This window comes from Escherichia sp. 94.0001 (genome assembly GCF_013369155.2).
GTDB lineage: Bacteria > Pseudomonadota > Gammaproteobacteria > Enterobacterales > Enterobacteriaceae > Escherichia > Escherichia coli_F.
Genome location: NZ_JABWMS020000005.1, coordinates 37,747 through 56,011, shown reverse-complemented (window position 1 = coordinate 56,011; position 18,265 = coordinate 37,747). Strand labels below are relative to the sequence as shown.

The window sequence follows — 18,265 nt, the reverse complement described above, 5'->3', positions numbered from 1 at the left end:
CTCCTTTTTTATCATCTCTGGAACACACACAATCCGTGTGCAGGTCCCTGCCAGACAGCCGTAATCACTGGGTTATCCTCTCCAGCGAATGGGGGAATGGCGTGCCACTCCCCAGCAGGTAAAACAATCTCTGTTACCTCAAGCGTGGCGTTAATTGCGATCAAAAAGCGATCCGAGAGCAGAATTTGCAGCTGTTTCGGCCCGTTTTGCCACTCATCCGTGCTTAAAGGTTGAGCATATCGATTTAGCCAACGGACATTGCCGTCGCCTTCTTCCCACCAGCGATTCTCCACCAAAGCGGGAATGCGCTTGCGCAGATGGATTAACGCGGCGGTAAATGCGGTTAAACCACTGCTTGCCTGCGACCAGTCCAACCAGGTTAATTGATTATCCTGACAGTAGGCATTGTTATTGCCATGCTGGCTATGACCATGTTCGTCACCGGCCAGTAACATCGGCGTACCCTGGGAGAGCAACAACGTTGTTAACAGGGCGTGAATGCTGTCGCGCCGCCGTTCAACCAGGTCAAGAGTACCGCCTAATCCTTCTTTACCATGATTGTTACTGTAATTGTTGTTGGTCCCGTCGCGATTTTCTTCTCCGTTTGCTTCATTGTGTTTATGGTTGAAGCAAACGCAGTCGCGAAGCGTAAAACCGTCATGCGCGGTGACGAGATTAATCGCAGCACTCGGCAGACGACCATTACGTTTAAAAACATCGCTGGAGGCAGCAAAACGCCCGGCAAACGCCCCCAGAGGCAAATCATAATGCAGCCAGAAACGACGGGCAGCATCACGGAAATGATCGTTCCACTCAGCAAACAGTGGCGGGAAATTTCCCACCTGATAACCACCAGGCGCAATATCCCACGGTTCGGCAATTAACTTCACCTGCGAGAGCACCGGGCAGTTCTGAATTGCGGTAAACAACGGAGCATCCTGACGGAACTCAGGCGTACGGCCCATGACTGCCGCCAGATCAAAACGGAAACCATCGACGTGGCAGGTTTCTACCCAATAACGCAGGCAGGCGCTGGCATAATCCACCACCGCCGGATGACTCAAATTGAGCGTGTTGCCACAGCCTGTCCAATTGTGATAATCACCGTCTTCTCTTATCCAATAATAGCTACGGTTGTCGATCCCACGCAGAGAGAATAACGGACCGTCGAGGTCCAGTTCCGCACTATGGTTAAGCACGATATCAAGAATGACTTCGATACCCGCTTTATGCAGTGCTTTGATTGCATCGCGAAACTCATTCAGCGCCGTTTCTGGCGAGCAGGCATACGCCGGATGCAGCGCAAACATCGCTACCGGGTTATAGCCCCAGTAGTTACTTAACCCCATACGTTGCAGGCGTGGTTCGCTGGCAAATTGTGCCACCGGCAGCAACTCCAGCGCAGTAATGCCCAACTGTTTCAAATAGTTGATCATCACCGGATGCCCCAGGGCTTTATAAGTGCCGCGGATATCGACCGGGATCTCCGGGTGCAGATACGTTAATCCTTTGACATGGGCTTCATAAATGATAGTGCTGCCCCACGGCGTGCGCGGCGGGGCATCATCCTCCCAGTCATAGTGATCAACCACCACTACACATTTCGGCGCAATGGCGGCGTTGTCGCGATAGTCAGGTTCATTATGACCTGCGTGCAGCAGCGGGTTATCTTTAAACTCCCCGTCAATTTGCCGCGCGCAAGGATCAATCAACAACTTCGCCGGGTTAAAGCGATGTCCCTCGGCGGGTCGCCAGGGGCCATGAACGCGATAACCATAACGCAAACCCGGGCGCGCATCCGGCAGATAACCGTGCCAAATGTCGCCACTGTGCCCTGGCAAGTCATAGCGATGTTCCTGGCCATTGGCGTCAAAGATACACAGTTCTACCCGCTCGGCATGAGCGGAGAAAAGTGTGAAGTTGACGCCCTGACCGTCGTAATGCGCGCCGAGGGGTGCGGGTTTGCCAATGGCGAGTTGTGTCATTCTGCCTCCCGAACCAGCCAGATAGTGGCCAGCGGTGGTAGCGTCAGGCTCAGTGAATGCTGACGACCATGGCTGGCAATCTCATCGCTGTGTACCGTGCCGCCATTGCCTGCATTACTGCCGTGATAGTGCATGGAATCGGTATTGAGGATCTCACGCCATTTACCCGGCTGGTTAATGCCGAAGCGATAATCATGACGCGGCACCGGAGTAAAGTTACTGGCAACGATGATTTCGTTACCCTCTTTATCGCGACGCACAAAGATCAGCACCGAGCGTTCTTTGTCATCCACCACCAGCCATTCAAAACCGTACGGGTCAAAATCCAGTTCATGCATCGCTTTATGGTGGCGGTAGGTGAGGTTCAGATCGCGCACCAGACGCTGGACACCGTGGTGCCAGTTATCGCCGCCTTCCAGCAGATGCCAGTCGAGGCTGGCGTCATGGTTCCACTCGCGGCCCTGGGCAAATTCGTTCCCCATGAACAGCAGTTTCTTGCCAGGGAATGCCCACATCCAGCCATAGTAGGCGCGCAAGTTAGCGAATTTCTGCCATGCGTCGCCCGGCATCCGGTCGAGAATCGATTTTTTACCGTGGACCACTTCATCATGCGACAACGGCAGGACGAAGTTTTCAGTGTAGTTATAGAGCATCCCAAAGGTGAGCTTACCGTGATGATACTGACGATAAATCGGGTCGAGCTTCATGTAGTCCAGGGTGTCATGCATCCAGCCTAGGTTCCACTTGTACCAGAAGCCCAGACCGCCCATGTCCTGCGGACGAGAAACGCCAGGGAAATCGGTAGACTCCTCCGCCATTGTCACCGCACCGGAAACCTGCTCACCAAGAATACGGTTGGTATTACGCAAGAATTCAATCGCTTCAAGATTCTCGCGCCCGCCAAATTCGTTCGGGATCCACTCCCCCTCTTTACGGCTGTAGTCACGATAAATCATTGATGCCACAGCATCGACGCGCAGCGCATCAATACCAAAACGTTCGATCCAGTAAAGCGCATTACCGACAAGGAAGTTACTGACTTCACGGCGACCATAGTTGTAGATCAGCGTATTCCAGTCCTGATGATAGCCTTCGCGCGGATCGCTGTGTTCATACAAGTTCGTGCCATCAAATTCGGCAAGCGCAAAGTCATCGGTCGGGAAGTGGCCTGGTACCCAGTCGAGAATCACGTTCAGACCAGCTGCGTGTGCGGCATCAATGAAATAACGGAAGTCGTCGCGGGTACCAAAACGGCGGGTCGGTGCATACAGGCCGGTTGGCTGATAACCCCAACTGCCATCGAACGGATGCTCGTTAATGGGCAGCAGTTCGAGGTGGGTAAAGCCCATCCATTTAGCATAAGGCACCAGTTGATCGGCCAGCTCGCGGTAGCTCAACCAGAAATTGTTGTCGGTGTGGCGACGCCAGGAGCCCAGGTGAACTTCATAAATAGAGATTGGCGCATCAAACTGATTCGCCTTTTTGCGCTCTTCAGTCTGCACTACCTTTTCCGGCAGCCCGCAAATAAGAGACGCGGTTTCCGGGCGCATTTGCGCTTCGAAAGCATAAGGGTCGGACTTCAGACGCAAGTTGCCATTGGCATCAATCATCTCGTATTTATAGAGCTGACCGTTATGCGCCCCAGGGATAAACAGTTCCCAGATGCCGCTCTCTTTACGCAGGCGCATCGGGTGACGGCGACCGTCCCAGTAGTTGAATTGACCGACTACCGAGACCCGGCGGGCGTTTGGAGCCCAGACAGAAAAACGCGTACCCGTGACGCCATCCATAGTATCTGCATGCGCGCCTAAGGTTTCATATGGGCGCAGATGCGTACCTTCAGATAATAGCCAGGCATCCATTTCCTGGATTAGCGGACCAAAACGGTAAGGATCATCAATCAGGTTTTGCTGACCATGCCAGACAACAGCCAACTGATAGCGGAAAAAATTCTTACGCCGCGGAATGACGCCGCTAAAGAATCCACGTGAGTCGAGACACTCCAGTTTTGCGAGTTTGCGCCCGGTTTTCGGTTCAATCACCCACACATCGGTAGCGTCGGGTAAAAGGGCACGGACTTCCAGTCCCGCGGTGGTTTTATGCATTCCCAGTACAGAAAAAGGATCCGCAAAATGGCCTGCAATTAGCGCGTTAATCACGTCTCTATCGATACGATCGGACATGCTTGTCTTCCTGTTTTATTGTGTCACCCCATCCAACTGAATTTTTGACTTCTGGTTGTGACATTTTTTTGACCTGAACGGCGCAGCACTCTGTGCATCCTCTCTGCGTCGTCCTCACTTCAGGTAAGGCTGTAAATACTCTTGTATTCCGCCACCCTTAAAGAATAGCCAATGCTCTATTTAACTCCCGGTAAATCATGAAACATCTGCGCTTACTCCTGTATTACGCACTAACAGGGGCGGCATCGCGCCCCAGATTTAATGAATAAAGATTACGCCAGTTGACGAAGCATCCGACGCAGCGGCTCCGCGGCCCCCCACAGCAGCTGGTCGCCCACGGTAAAGGCTGACAGGAACTCCGGCCCCATATTCAGCTTACGCAGACGGCCTACCGGCGTGGTCAGCGTGCCGGTAACGGCAGCTGGGGTTAGCTCACGCATAGTGATTTCCCGATCGTTCGGAACGACTTTCGCCCACGGATTGTGCGCAGCCAGCAGTTCTTCCACGGTCGGAATAGACACATCTTTTTTCAATTTAATAGTGAATGCCTGGCTGTGGCAGCGCAATGCCCCGACACGCACACATAAACCATCTACCGGAATTACGGAAGATGTGTTGAGGATCTTGTTGGTTTCCGCCTGCCCTTTCCACTCTTCGCGGCTCTGACCGTTATCGAGCTGTTTGTCGATCCACGGAATCAGGCTACCCGCCAGCGGCACGCCAAAGTTATCCACCGGCAGCTCACCGCTACGGGTTAAGGTTGTGACTTTGCGTTCGATATCGAGAATAGCAGAGGACGGGGTCGCGAGTTCATCTGCCACATGGCCATACAGATGGCCCATCTGGGTTAATAACTCACGCATATGTCGCGCACCACCGCCGGAAGCGGCCTGGTAGGTTGCAACGGACACCCAATCAACAAGATCATTGGCGAATAAACCACCCAACGACATCAACATCAGGCTTACGGTACAGTTACCGCCAACAAAAGTCCTGATGCCATTATTTAATCCGTCGGTAATGACGTCCTGATTGACGGGGTCAAGAATGATGATGGCGTCATCTTTCATGCGCAGAGATGATGCTGCGTCAATCCAGTAACCTTGCCATCCGCTTTCACGAAGCTTTGGATAGATTTCGTTGGTATAATCGCCGCCCTGACAGGTCACAATGATATCGAGGGCCTTTAGCGCCTCCAGATCAAAGGCATCCTGAAGTGTGCCAGTGGTTCCGCCAAAAGACGGCGCAGCCTGGCCAAGCTGAGAAGTAGAAAAGAAGACAGGGCGAATGGCGTCGAAGTCGCGCTCTTCAACCATGCGTTGCATGAGAACGGAGCCGACCATACCGCGCCAGCCGATAAAACCAACATTTTTCATAAGCGTTTTTTTCCTGCAAAGATGTGTGCTGTATAAATGTGCCGGTCTCCTCGTGGCACATCTTTCACCATACAAAAAGCAGCCAAAGTCGCAAGTGAAATTAATCAATGATAGCGAAGCCATCAGTAATGCGACTTATCCTGCTTTGTTAGCACGCAGAAAGTCCGCGGCAATTATCAGGGAATTTGAGTTATGAATGAAATCATTTCTGCAGCAGTTTTATTGATCCTGATTATGGATCCGCTCGGAAACCTACCTATTTTCATGTCCGTACTGAAACATACTGAACCGAAAAGACGGCGGGCAATCATGGTGCGAGAGTTGCTTATTGCTCTCCTGGTGATGCTGGTGTTCCTGTTTGCGGGTGAGAAAATTCTGGCATTTCTTAGCCTGCGGGCAGAAACCGTCTCCATTTCTGGCGGCATCATTCTGTTTCTGATCGCCATTAAGATGATTTTCCCCAGTGCTTCAGGAAATAGCAGCGGGCTTCCGGCAGGTGAAGAGCCGTTTATCGTGCCGTTGGCAATACCGTTAGTCGCCGGGCCGACTATTCTCGCCACGCTGATGTTGCTGTCTCATCAGTACCCGAATCAGATGGGGCATCTGGTGATTGCCCTGCTGCTGGCCTGGGGCGGCACCTTTGTCATCCTGCTACAGTCTTCGCTATTTTTACGTCTGCTGGGCGAGAAAGGGGTGAATGCACTTGAACGCCTGATGGGATTGATTCTGGTGATGATGGCAACTCAGATGTTCCTCGACGGCATTCGAATGTGGATGAAGGGGTAACGAGGAGAGTTTTTCGAAAAGAGCCCGGTAGCGTCACAACTACCGGGCGAACAAACTTAACTCAACAGCTGGAACGCAATCATCCCGACGATGGCACCAACGGTGCCGAGGATGGTTTCCATCATGGTCCAGGTTTTCAGCGTTTCGGCTTCGGTCGCGCCGGTAAATTTACCGAACAACCAGAAACCGGCGTCGTTAACGTGGCTGACAACAATCGAACCACCGGCGATACAAATTGACAGCGCCGCCATTTGCGCACCGGAGTAGTTCAGCTGTTCAATAACCGGCATCACCAGCCCTACCGCCGTTAAACAGGCAACGGTGGCAGAACCCTGAATGATGCGCACTGCAGCTGCCAGCACGAAGCAGGTGATGGCAATCGGCAGGCCCATGCCGGTTAACGCTTCGCCCAGCGCCGGACCTACGCCAGAGTCAACCAGCACCTGTTTGAACACGCCGCCTGCACCAATCACCAGCAGAATAATCCCCGCCGGTTGCAGCGCGTGACCGCAAATCTCCATCACTTTGTCTTTCGGCATACCCTGACGCATCGCCAGGCCGTAAATTGCTACCAGGCAAGCGACCAGAATTGCGGTAAACGGATGACCGATAAACTCGAACCATTCGTAAGCGGTAGAGCCTTCCGGCACAAAACGTGCGGCAATGGTTTTCAGCCCCACCAGCACCAGCGGCAGCAGGATCAGCGACAGGCTGAATCCGAAGGACGGCATTTTGCCTTCGCCGAGATGCGGTTCGCTGATATCGTCAGGAATATGCAGCTCCACATAGCGGCTGATGAAATTACCCCACAGCGGCCCGGCAATAATCATTCCCGGGATTGCCGCACACAGGCCAATCAGGATCATCCAGCCAAAGTCAGCATTCATCTGCGATGCCAATAGCATTGGCGCAGGCCCCGGCACCAGGAACGCCGCCGCTGCCGCCACGCCTGCGAATAATGGGATTACCAGTTTCACCAGGTTCGTACCGGTGTGGCGCGCCATTGAGAAAGCAACGCTAATCAGCAGAACAATCGCCACTTCAAAGAACAGCGGTAGCGCACAAACCAGCCCCGCAAGGCCAATGGCATAATGCGCACGACTGTGACCGAAGGATTTGAGCATTTTGACGGCAATCTGATCGACTGCGCCGGTTTCATGTAAGATCTTGCCAAACATGGCTCCCAGAGCGACAACTACCGCCAGGAAGCCGAGGGTGCCTCCCATCCCTTTTTCCATCGTCGCTGCGATTTTATCGAGCGGCATACCGGAAAAAAGGCCAGCCCCCATAGACACCACCATCAAAGCCAGGAAAGCGTGCATACGCGCCTTCATGACTAAAAACAGCAGCAGTAAAACAGACCCTACTGCTGTTAAAACAAGCGTTAATGTAGTCACTACTTATTTGCCTTTTTTAATAACCTCAATGGTGCTTGCCACAACACCTTCCAGCGGTTGATCGATATCCACCACCAGTACATCGGTTTCGTCCGCACCCGGCTCCTGCAGCGTTTCAAACTGCGTCACCAGCATTTGGGTTTTAAAGAAATGGCCTTTGCGCGCTTTCAGACGGCTTTCAATTACATCAAAATCGCCTTTCAGGTAGATGAAAGAGAGATTCGGATTACCTTCACGCAGCAGGTCGCGATAGTGCTTTTTCAGTGCAGAACAGACGATCAGCGACACTTTATTGGTGCGCTGCATGGCAAACGCGGCGTCGTTAAGCGCCTGTAACCACGGTTTGCGATCGTCGTCATTTAGCGGTTCGCCAGACGCCATTTTTTCGATATTGCAGCGCGGATGGAGGAAATCGCCATCAAGAAACGCGGCATGAAGTTGATGCGCCACTTCACTGGCGACTGCAGATTTGCCGCTGCCCGATACGCCCATCAAGACGTAAATGTGGTGATCATGGTTAGTCGTGCTCAAAGTGGTGCCCCCACAATACAAGAATCAGAAAATGTTACGGGTAACTGTTATCGGTAACATTGTCCAGCCGGACAAAAACAGAAGCAATATCCATCCGTGCCTTAAGTGTATAAGTGTGAGCTACTTCAAATTTGTGAGCTTAAATAGATCCGCCCGGTGACAAGGTGAAACCTAAATCTAACATTTTCGGTGTCACAGATTCGCCACGAATACGCGCCAGCAGGCGCTCAGCGCCAATGCTGCCCATCCGCTCACGCGGCGTCAGCACGCTCGCCAGCCGTGGCTCCATCACCTGACCAATGTCATGACCGTGGAAACCGGCAATCGCCATATCGTCAGGAACTTTCAGCCCCAGACGCTGACATTCAAACGCCGCGCCGACCGCCAGGTCATCATTAGTACAAAATACGCCATCCAGCTGCGGATATTCCCGCCGCGCCTGGCGAATCAGTTCAATACCGGAAGAGTAAGAAGAAGATTGCTCGACCATCACGCTATACGGCACCAGGCCTGCATCCAGCATCGCCTGTTCATATCCCTTCTGTTTGATGATAGTACGTTCGTCGAGGCGTGCGCCGAGATAGGCAATGTGACGATGCCCGCGAGCAATAATGGCGGTGGTCATCTGGCGTGCCGCTTCAAAGTTATCAAAACCGACGGCGATATCGAGGCACGGCGACTTACTGTCCATCAGCTCCACCACCGGAATACCCGCTACTTCAATCATCTTTAAGGTGCGGGGCGTGTGGGTACGTTCGGTGAGAATAAGTCCGTCGATATTCCAGGAAAGCATTGATTCGAGGCGTTCTTGCTCCATTTCCGGTTTATAACCGTAGTGCGCCAGCATCGTCTGATAACCGTGTGCGTCGGTGACGCTTTCGATACCACGTAATACTTCAGCGAAAACCTGGTTGGTGAGTGAAGGTAACAGGACGCCAATCGCCCGGCTGGTGGCGTTAGAGAGGATATCGGGTGCGCGATTGGGAATATAACCCAGTTCATCAAGAGCGGCGGCAATCTTGCCGCGTAGAGCGACGGAAACCTGCTCCGGGTTGCGTAAAAAACGGCTGACCGTCATTTTGGTCACGCCTACACGGTCAGCCACATCCTGAAGTACGGGTCTTTTCTTTTTCATCGTCCTGAAAGGTACAAAAGAGATAGATTCTCTTAGTTTAACACGGACGCATCAGAACCTTCCCGGAGAAAACAGTGCTTGTTTACAATAATTAGATATACACTAAATCAATTGCAACGCATTGTGCTAAAGACGCGACAAAACCCCGGTCGCGTACATCAGCACGCGACCGGGGTGAGCGATGAAGCCCGCAAAAAGGCAGGCTTCAAAAATGCCGTTAAGTTTTAAACCGGCGGCAGATCGAACAGTAACACTTCGCTGTCGCTGTCAGCGTGGATGGAGATTGCCTGCTCATCCCAGATTGCCAGACCATCGCTGGTCGAAGCTTTTACGCCGTTAATGGTGACATTACCTTTCACCACCTGGATCCAGACGCGGCGTTCAGCGGCAATCTGATGCACCGACTGCTCATCTTTTACCAGCGCCCAGCGGTACAGTTCCATATCCTGATACACTTTCAATGAACCATCACGCGCATCCGGCGAGAGCACCAGCTGTTTACCCTGTACGGCATCGAAGCGACGCTGTTCATAACGCGGCGTAATACCGTTTTCTTCTGGCATGATCCAGATCTGATACAGATGCAGACGCTCGGTGCTGCTTGGGTTGTACTCTGAGTGACGAATACCCGTACCCGCACTCATAATCTGGAACTCTCCCGCCGGAACCTGCTCTTTATTGCCCATGCTGTCCTGATGCTCAACAGTACCTTCCAGCACGTAGGTCAAAATTTCCATATCTTTATGCGGGTGAGTGCCGAAGCCCTGCCCTGCTTCAATCACGTCGTCGTTAATCACGCGCAGCGCGGAGAAGCCCATAAAGTTCGGGTCGTAATAGTTGGCAAAAGAGAAAGTATGCCAGGAGTCCAGCCAGCCATGATTTGCATGACCACGTTCATTTGCTTTGCGTAAGTAGATCATTTGTATTCGCCCCCTGAATGATTTCGATGGGCTTAGTGTGGACCCGATCCGCCTGGGATGATAGAGGGTGAAAATTGACCCCTCTGTTCAAAAAAATTGAACTATTTGAGGGGCCATAAAACTTACTTCGCGAGAGTCACTGTGGAGGGAGAGGCTTGCTCAAATCCGCGTTCAAGGATTTCAAGATTGGTAAGAACTTCAGATTCCTTGACGTAATTTGGCGCCCCGCTGGTGATGGTTTGGTACAACGCATCATAAACGCGTCCGTAATCGCCCATCTCCGGCTTCATCTCTTCTCTGACCGTAACGCCCTCGTCATTGACATACTCCAGCACACCGACCGAATCATCCGCTGCGAATCCCGGCTCGCCCGGCATAATATTAGCCTTCAGGCTGGTTTCCTGCTGGTCGATACCGTATTTAATAAACGAACCTTTCTTACCGTGAACGATAAATTTCGGATAATCGATTTTCACCAGATGGCTGGTTTTGACGATGGCTTTTAGATCGCCATAAAACAGCTGCGCTTCGAAGGTGTCGTCAGGATTGGCTTTATTACGCAGGCTGCGGATGTCATAAGCGACGTGATCCGGGCGACCGAACAGCGAGATAATCTGGTCGAGGGTATGCACACCAAGGCCATAGAACGCGCCATCCTGCGGCAGTCCAGGTTTGGTTTCTGCCACTGGGCGGTAATAGTCAAAATGGCTTTCCACTTCAACAATCTCTCCCAGCTTGCCGCTTTCAATCGCTTTTTTCGCCGTCAGAAAACAGGAATCAAAGCGACGATTCTGATACGGCGTGACGGTCAGCCCTTTACTTTTCGCCAGCGCAAAAAGTTCTTTCGCCTGGGCAAGTGTCGGGGTGAACGGTTTTTCGACCAGCACATTTTTCCCGGCTTCCAGCGCGCGTTTCGCGTACTCGAAGTGGCTGTCCGCATGAGTGCAGACGACAATCAACTTAACGTCGGGATCGTTTAGCACTTCGTCGAGATCGCTGGTGAAATGAATATGGGAATAAATGGGAGCCTGTTCTTCCGGCTTCGCATGGCGGCGAAAAATATGCGCGACATGCCAGCTATCCTTGCGGTTAAGTACATACGGTAAATGGTAACGGGTGGTGCTTTTACCAAAGCCAATAAAGGCGCAGTTGATGACCATGATTTCGTCCTTTTTAAGGTGATTATTTACACCTTAGCGCAAAGCGGACGTGGTTCCTACTGGAGTGCGCATAACGAACACAAGCACTTCCCGTGGATAAATTGAAAACGAAAGATCAAAAAAAAAGCCAGCACCCGGCTGGCTAAGTAATACTGGAAGCAATGTGAGCAATGTCGTGCTTTCAGGTTCTCCGCGAGGGTCTTCCTGATCGCGAGACAATAATAATCATTCTCATTCGCACTTGTCCAACACTTTTTGCAAAAAATGCATTTGACTCGCATTTGAAAGTCAATGATGTTGAAAGGGACATTTACCCCAAAGAGGACAAAGGAATGAGTGAGATAGTGATACGCCACGCAGAAACACGGGATTACGAGGCCATCAGGCAGATTCACGCCCAGCCGGAGGTGTATTGCAACACGCTACAGGTGCCTCATCCCTCCGATCATATGTGGCAGGAGCGACTCGCCGATCGCCCCGGCATCAAGCAGTTAGTCGCCTGTATTGATGGAATCGTCGTAGGCCATCTCACCATTGACGTGCAACAACGCCCACGCCGCAGTCATGTTGCCGACTTTGGTATCTGTGTCGACTCCCGCTGGAAGAACCGCGGCGTCGCCAGCGCCCTGATGCGAGAGATGATTGAAATGTGCGACAACTGGTTGCGGGTAGATCGTATTGAACTAACGGTGTTCGTTGATAACGCGCCAGCAATTAAGGTCTATAAAAAATTCGGCTTTGAAATTGAAGGGACTGGCAAGAAGTACGCATTACGAAACGGTGAATATGTCGATGCGTATTATATGGCGCGGGTGAAATAGAGAATTTGTAATCTAAAAGCCCTCGCCTACCGGGAGAGGGCTTAAGATATTAATACCCGGCCGTTAAATCATCTACCGAACGTGGGTCGGAAGCGCCGTATAACTCACCGTCCGGCCCAACCATAATACTTTGCGTACTGCCCATCGCCTCTTTTAGCGCCACTTTCTGACCTTTTGCTTCCAGCAGCTTGAGCGTATCCGGGCTAAATCCTTTCTCGACACGCAGCTCGTCCGGCAGCCACTGATGGTGGAAACGCGGCGCATTGGTCGCTTCGGCGACATTCATTCCATAATCGATGCTGTTCACCACCATTTGCAGCACAGTGGTGATAATTCGGCTTCCGCCAGGGCTACCGGTCACCAGCCAGGTTTTACCGTCTTTCACCACAATGGTTGGTGACATCGATGACAGCGGACGTTTATTCGGCCCAACGGCGTTCGCATCACCGCCCACCAGCCCGTAAACGTTCGGTACGCCTGGTTTGGCGGAGAAATCATCCATCTGGTTATTGAGCAAAATACCGCTCTCGCCCGCGACAATGCCCGTACCGAAGGTGGTGTTCAGCGTATAGGTCACCGCCACGGCGTTACCGTCTTTATCCACCACTGAGTAATGGGTAGTTTGATTACTCTCATAAGGCGCAAGCTTGCCAGGACGAATTTCGCTGGATGGCTTCGCTTTATTGATATCGATTTGATCGGCAATAGATTTGGCATAGGCTTTATTGGTCAGCGCCTGCCACGGTACTTTGACAAAATCCGGGTCGCCAAGATATTCCGAGCGATCGGCGTAGGCATGTTTCTCCGCTTCTGCCATGATTTGCATCGCGTCGACGCTGCCAAAGCCGTATTTCTGCATATCGAAGTTTTCCAGAATATTGAGGATCTGCACGATATGGATCCCGCCGGAGGATGGCGGTGGCATGGAGTAAACCTGATACCCGCGATAATCGCCACTTATTGGTGTACGTTCGACCGCTTTATACGCCGCTAAATCTTCTTTAGTGATCAAGCCACCGTTTTTCTGCATCTCCAGGGCGATCTGTTCCGCTATCGTGCCTTTGTAGAATTCATCCGGGCCGTTTTCGGCAATCATCTCCAGGCTCTTTGCCAGATTCGTCTGTACCAGCTTGTCGCCCTTTTTCAGCGGTTCGCCCTCTTTCCAGAAGATAGCTTTGCTGTTTTCGTGATTTGGTAGCACTTCACTGCCGTAGGTTTTGAGATCGTCTGCCAGCGCATCGTTAACGATAAAACCATCGCGTGCCAGTTTAAACGCAGGCTGCACAACTTTGTTCAGCGGCATGGTGCCGTATTTCTCCAGCGCCAACGAGAAGCCCGCTACCGTACCGGGTGTGCCAGAAGCAAGATGCGAAGTGAGAGATTTTTTGCTGTCCGGGTTGCCCTGATCATCAAGGAACATATCGCGGGTCGCTTTGGCGGGTGCCATTTCGCGGAAATCGATGGCGGTGGTATTGCCATCTTTAGTGCGGATCAGCATAAAACCGCCGCCGCCCAGATTCCCTGCCTGCGGATGCGTTACCGCCAGCGCGTAGCCCACTGCCACGGCAGCATCAACGGCATTCCCGCCCTGTTTAAGGATATCTACCCCCACCTGAGTGGCAGTGGCGTCCACAGATGCTACCATCCCCTGCTTCGCGCGTACCGGATGGAAGACATCCTCCTCCACGCCATACGAGACTGGCGGCGGCGCAGGTGGCGCGGCGACAGCACTAAAACAACTTCCTGTGAGCAGAGCAGCAATAGCCACCCGGCGTAAAAACGTCGGTTTTATCATCGTTATACTCCAGAGATTAAGGGGCAACCCCAGCTAAGCCTGGTATATAACTCTGAATTAATCCTGATGATTGCAGGAAAGGAGTAAACTTAAAGAATATCTTCAGAGGAGGATACGCGATGAAACGACTTCTGCTTTTGACGGCACTCCTGCCTTTTGTCGGCTTTGCACAGCCCATTAACACTCTGAACAACCCTAACCAGCCGGGGTATCAGATCCCCAGCCAGCAGCGAATGCAAACTCAAATGCAAACGCAGCAAATCCAGCAAAAAGGGATGCTGAATCAGCAACTGAAAACGCAAACACAGTTGCAACAGCAGCATTTAGAAAACCAGATAAACAGTAACTCGCAGCGGGTATTGCAGTCACAGCCGGGGGAGCTAAATCCCGCCCGGCAGCAAATGCTGCCCAACACCAACGGCGGGATGTTAAACAGCAACCGTAATCCGGATAGTTCGTTGAATCAGCAGCATATGTTGCCAGAGAGGAGAAACGGCGACATGCTGAATCAGCCCAGCACGCCGCAGCCTGATATTTCGTTGAAAACTATTGGGCCGTAAAGTTCGGGCCAATCACATCAATCGCATCGGTACAGATGCAATCCACGCCCCAGCGCAGCAACTCTGCCGCGCGCTGGGGTTTGTTGACGGTATAAACCAGAATCCGTAATCCAGCGTCTTTCAACTGCATCACTCGCGCTTTATCGAGCAACTTATGATTGAGATGAATAGAGACGCAGCCCAGCCGCGTGGTCAGTTCGCGCCAGTCGTCGCGCCACTCATCCAGCAACAAACCGCGCGGCAGTTCCGGTGCAGCCTGTTGCGCGGCTTCTAAAGCATCAATCTCAAACGATGACAGCAGCGGCGGCGTCATACCAGCCCACAGTTCGCGCGCCGCCAGCGATACCATTTTGCCCGTTAATGGACCAGTGCCAGTGGTGGGTTTGATTTCAATATTTGCCATCATCCCATGTTCACGGCAGCGTTCCGCCACCTGCGAAAGCAACGGCAGCGGCTCACCTTTAAACGCTTTGCTGTACCAACTGCCCGCATCCACGCGCAGTAAATCCTGCCAGTTCAGATCGCCCGCGACGCCCCAGCCGTTGCTGGTGCGTTCGAGATTATCGTCATGCAGCAGGAAGATCTCACCATCTTTCGATAACTTCGCATCAAATTCGATCATCTTATGACCGTATTTTGCCCCAACGTCGATTGCCGCCAGGGTGTTTTCCGGGGCCAGCTTACCGCCGCCACGGTGGGCGACAATGCGGGGATAAGGCCAGTTACTCATACTCGTTGTCCTGTTTCACCATCAAAAAGATGCAGCTGATTTTCCGGCAGATGCAGCCACAGCGTGCTGCCTGTCGTCGGGCGCTCCTGATGCGCCAGTCGCACCACCAGCTTCTGTTCGCCCCAGCGTCCGTGCGCCAGGTTATCTGCGCCGAGGATCTCCAGCGTGTCCATCACCAGCGGTATGCCGCCTTCTGCCTGCGAGCTGAACGCAATATGTTCCGGGCGAATGCCAAGAGTCATTTTACGCCCGGCATACTGACGGTAGCCACCGTTTAGCGGTAGCGCGATACCGCCATCCAGTTCGAAATGCGTGCCTTCGTTATTCACGCGGCCTGTCAGCAGGTTCATCGCCGGACTGCCGATAAAACTCGCCACAAACAGAGTGGCGGGCTTTTCGTAGACTTCAACTGGCGTGCCAATCTGTTCGGCAACGCCGCCGTTCATCACCATTACCCGCTGAGCGAGCGTCATCGCCTCAACCTGATCGTGAGTAACGTAGAGTGAAGTCGTTTTCAGGCGACGGTGCAGTTGTTGCAGCTCAAGGCGCATCTGAACGCGCAGCTTGGCATCGAGGTTAGAGAGCGGCTCATCAAACAGGAACACCGCCGGATCGCGCACAATCGCACGGCCCATCGCTACACGCTGACGCTGACCGCCAGAAAGCTCACGCGGACGGCGCTTGAGCAGGCCATCCAGCTCCAGAATGCGCGCCGCTTCTTTAACACGTTCGGCAATTTGTTGCTTGCCCATGCCGCGAATTTTCAGCCCCCACGCCATGTTTTCTTCGACACTCATATGCGGATAAAGCGCGTAGTTCTGGAACACCATCGCAATCCCGCGATCTTTCGGCTCCATTTCGGTCACGCGTTGGTCGTTAATCCAGATATCGCCTTCGGTGACCCGCTCCAGCCCGGCAACCATGCGCAGCAGCGTGGATTTCCCGCAGCCAGACGGCCCGACCATCACGATAAATTCGCCATCCGCCACATCAAGGGTCAACGGTTTAATGACCTGGGTTTTGCCATCCCAGCTTTTGGTTACTGCCTGTAATTTCAGTCCTGCCATCTTATTTCTCACTATCGACCAGGCCGCGCACGAAGGCACGCTGCATCACTAAAACAATCACCACCGGAGGGATAAGCGTTAACAACATCGCCGCCATCACCGAATTCCATTCCGTGGTGCCTTCGCCTGTAGCGATCATCCCTTTGATCCCTGCCACAGTGGTGCCGAGATCAACGTCGGTAATAATCAACAACGGCCACAAATACTGGTTCCAGCCGTAAATAAAAGTGATCACAAACAGCGCCGCCAGATTGGTTTTCGACAGCGGGAAAACGATGTCGCAAAAGAAACGCATTGGTGACGCGCCGTCGATCCGCGCGGCTTCCACCAACTCATCCGGCAGCGTCATAAAGAACTGGCGGAACAGGAAGGTAGCGGTTGCCGAGGCCATCAGCGGCAGCGTTAAACCGGCGTAGCTGTCGAGCATTTTCAGATTGGCGATCACTTCCACCGTCGGGAAAATACGCACTTCAACCGGCAACATCAGAGTGATAAAAATCATCCAGAAGAAGAGGTTACGTAGCGGAAAACGAAACCAGACAATGGCAAAGGCCGAGAACATCGAGACGGTAATTTTGCCGAGCGTAATGCTGAACGCCATCACGAAGCTGTTAAGCAACATCCGCCAGAACGGCGCGCTATTTGTGCCTACCCCGTTCACCCAGATGTTGTGGATGTTTTCCAACAGATGCGTGCCGGGGATGAGCGTCATCGGCGCGGCGTAGACAGCCTGTTTATCCAGCGTCGCCGCAACAAACGCCACGTACAGCGGGAAGAGGATCACCGCGATCCCGAGGATCAGCATGGTATGGCTGAATATTGTCAGCCACGGACGGTTCTCAATCATTGGTAACGCACCTTGCTTTCAACATAGCGGAACTGCACCACCGTCAGCACGATGACGAGGAACATCAACACCACCGACTGCGCGGCAGACGAAGCCAGATCCAGTCCGGTAAAGCCTTCGCGGTAGATCTTATAAATCAGCGTCGTGGTGGCCTGTACTGGTCCGCCGGACGTGGCGGCATCGATCACCGGGAAGGTGTCGAAGAAGGCGTACACCAGGTTCACCACCAGCAGGAAGAAACTCACCGGCGCAATCAGCGGCAGCGCAATCTTAAAGAAGCGGCGAATCGGGCCTGCACCGTCGATGGCTGCGGCTTCAATCAACGAACGGGGAATGGATTGCAGCGCGGCATAGAAGAACAGAAAGTTGTAGCTGATTTGCTTCCATACTGAGGCAAACACCACCAGGAACATTGCCTGACCGCTGTTTTGCGCATGGTTCCAGTCGTAGCCGAACTCAGCGAGAAAATGAGTGATCAGCCCGCGACCAGGGTTAAACAGGAAGATCCACAATACGGCGGCAACGGCGGGAGCCACGGCATACGGCAGCAGCATTAAGGTTTGATAGAAACGGCTGCCGCGCACGATGTACTCCACCAGCGCCGCGAAGAACAGCGACACCAGCAAACCGCTGACCGTGACAAAGGTGCTGAATTTTATCGTCGTCCAGAAGGAGTCGAGATAGTAGCTGTCATGAAACAGCGTGACGAAGTTATCCAGGCCGACAAACTGGCTGGAAAAGCCAAACGGATCGACGCTTTGTAGCGAGTACCACAACGCTTCGCCCGCAGGCCAGATAAAAAAGATAACGGTGATGATAAGCTGCGGCGCGACCAGCAAATAAGGCAGCCAGCGCGAGCGGAACACCGGACGGGATGATGACATTACGGTTAATTCCTGAACTGTGCCGGATGCGCTTCGCTTATCCGGCCTACACGCGATGCCAGGTCAGATAAGCGAAACGCATCCGACA

At 52.9% G+C, this 18,265-nt stretch carries 16 protein-coding genes; 3 read left to right on the top strand and 13 right to left on the bottom strand.

Annotated elements, in window-relative coordinates; genetic code table 11:
• Positions 1–11: 11 nt before the first annotated feature.
• The 3 genes from glgX to asd all read right to left on the bottom strand — a co-directional run bounded on the left by glgX (position 12) and on the right by asd (position 5,544).
• Positions 12–1,985 (bottom strand): glycogen debranching protein GlgX, encoded by a 1,974-nt coding sequence (gene glgX, locus HEN33_RS04245; protein ID WP_000192514.1) that lies wholly within the window; start codon positions 1,983–1,985, stop codon positions 12–14.
• Positions 1,982–4,168, bottom strand: a complete 2,187-nt coding sequence (gene glgB, locus HEN33_RS04240; protein WP_001283722.1) for a 1,4-alpha-glucan branching enzyme — start codon at positions 4,166–4,168, stop codon at positions 1,982–1,984. Before glgB ends, glgX begins: the two co-directional genes overlap by 4 nt.
• 272 nt (positions 4,169–4,440) lie before the next feature.
• Entirely contained in the window at positions 4,441–5,544 is a 1,104-nt protein-coding gene (gene asd / locus HEN33_RS04235; protein WP_000799956.1) for an aspartate-semialdehyde dehydrogenase, read from the bottom strand.
• Positions 5,545–5,736: 192 nt separating this feature from the next.
• Here asd and yhgN point away from each other — a divergent pair, with 192 nt between their 5' ends.
• A complete protein-coding gene (gene yhgN / locus HEN33_RS04230) occupies positions 5,737–6,330 on the top strand; it encodes an NAAT family transporter YhgN (RefSeq protein WP_001002544.1) in 594 nt (197 codons plus the stop codon).
• Positions 6,331–6,386: 56 nt separating this feature from the next.
• Here yhgN and gntU read toward each other — a convergent pair whose 3' ends face one another.
• From gntU to HEN33_RS04205, 5 genes are all read right to left on the bottom strand, one after another.
• A complete protein-coding gene (gene gntU, locus HEN33_RS04225; protein ID WP_000210111.1) occupies positions 6,387–7,727 on the bottom strand; it encodes a gluconate transporter in 1,341 nt (446 codons plus the stop codon).
• 3 nt (positions 7,728–7,730) lie between these two features.
• Positions 7,731–8,258, bottom strand: coding sequence for a gluconokinase (gene gntK / locus HEN33_RS04220; protein ID WP_000108320.1), 528 nt, complete (start codon positions 8,256–8,258; stop codon positions 7,731–7,733).
• Between the two features lie 139 nt (positions 8,259–8,397).
• Positions 8,398–9,393 carry a gluconate operon transcriptional repressor GntR gene (gene gntR, locus HEN33_RS04215; protein WP_000730252.1) on the bottom strand — a complete coding sequence of 332 codons (996 nt, stop codon included), beginning with the start codon at positions 9,391–9,393 and terminating at the stop codon, positions 8,398–8,400.
• A gap of 224 nt (positions 9,394–9,617) precedes the next feature.
• Positions 9,618–10,313 (bottom strand): quercetin 2,3-dioxygenase, encoded by a 696-nt coding sequence (gene yhhW / locus HEN33_RS04210; protein ID WP_000639821.1) that lies wholly within the window; start codon positions 10,311–10,313, stop codon positions 9,618–9,620.
• A 122-nt stretch (positions 10,314–10,435) separates the two neighbouring features.
• Positions 10,436–11,473, bottom strand: coding sequence for an oxidoreductase (locus HEN33_RS04205; protein WP_046081071.1), 1,038 nt, complete (start codon positions 11,471–11,473; stop codon positions 10,436–10,438).
• A gap of 332 nt (positions 11,474–11,805) precedes the next feature.
• On the opposite strand from HEN33_RS04205, the gene yhhY reads away from it, so the two are divergent.
• On the top strand, positions 11,806–12,294 hold the full coding sequence (gene yhhY, locus HEN33_RS04200; RefSeq protein ID WP_001306331.1) for an N-acetyltransferase: 489 nt from the start codon (positions 11,806–11,808) through the stop codon (positions 12,292–12,294).
• A 49-nt stretch (positions 12,295–12,343) separates the two neighbouring features.
• On the opposite strand, the gene ggt is transcribed toward yhhY, so the two are convergent.
• Positions 12,344–14,089, bottom strand: a complete 1,746-nt coding sequence (gene ggt, locus HEN33_RS04195; RefSeq protein WP_176262956.1) for a gamma-glutamyltransferase — start codon at positions 14,087–14,089, stop codon at positions 12,344–12,346.
• A 119-nt stretch (positions 14,090–14,208) separates the two neighbouring features.
• Between ggt and HEN33_RS04190 the strand changes: the two genes are divergently transcribed.
• Positions 14,209–14,649 carry a DUF2756 family protein gene (locus HEN33_RS04190; RefSeq protein WP_176262957.1) on the top strand — a complete coding sequence of 147 codons (441 nt, stop codon included), beginning with the start codon at positions 14,209–14,211 and terminating at the stop codon, positions 14,647–14,649.
• Here HEN33_RS04190 and ugpQ read toward each other — a convergent pair.
• From ugpQ to ugpA, 4 genes are read right to left on the bottom strand one after another with little or no spacing between them, the layout of a single operon-like run.
• Complete coding sequence (gene ugpQ, locus HEN33_RS04185) at positions 14,636–15,379, bottom strand: glycerophosphodiester phosphodiesterase (protein WP_000073568.1); 744 nt, start codon at positions 15,377–15,379, stop codon at positions 14,636–14,638. The two genes, HEN33_RS04190 and ugpQ, sit on opposite strands and share 14 nt — an antisense overlap.
• The gene (ugpC, locus tag HEN33_RS04180) at positions 15,376–16,446 is read right to left on the bottom strand and encodes a sn-glycerol 3-phosphate ABC transporter ATP binding protein UgpC (RefSeq protein ID WP_176262958.1); all 1,071 of its coding nucleotides are present in this window, start codon (positions 16,444–16,446) and stop codon (positions 15,376–15,378) included. Before ugpC ends, ugpQ begins: the two co-directional genes overlap by 4 nt.
• Before the next feature lies 1 nt (position 16,447).
• On the bottom strand, positions 16,448–17,293 hold the full coding sequence (gene ugpE, locus HEN33_RS04175; RefSeq protein ID WP_176262959.1) for a sn-glycerol-3-phosphate ABC transporter permease UgpE: 846 nt from the start codon (positions 17,291–17,293) through the stop codon (positions 16,448–16,450).
• Positions 17,290–18,177, bottom strand: a complete 888-nt coding sequence (ugpA, locus tag HEN33_RS04170; RefSeq protein ID WP_000099289.1) for a sn-glycerol-3-phosphate ABC transporter permease UgpA — start codon at positions 18,175–18,177, stop codon at positions 17,290–17,292. The genes ugpE and ugpA overlap by 4 nt, the downstream gene beginning before the upstream one ends.
• Between the last annotated feature and the right edge of the window lie 88 nt (positions 18,178–18,265).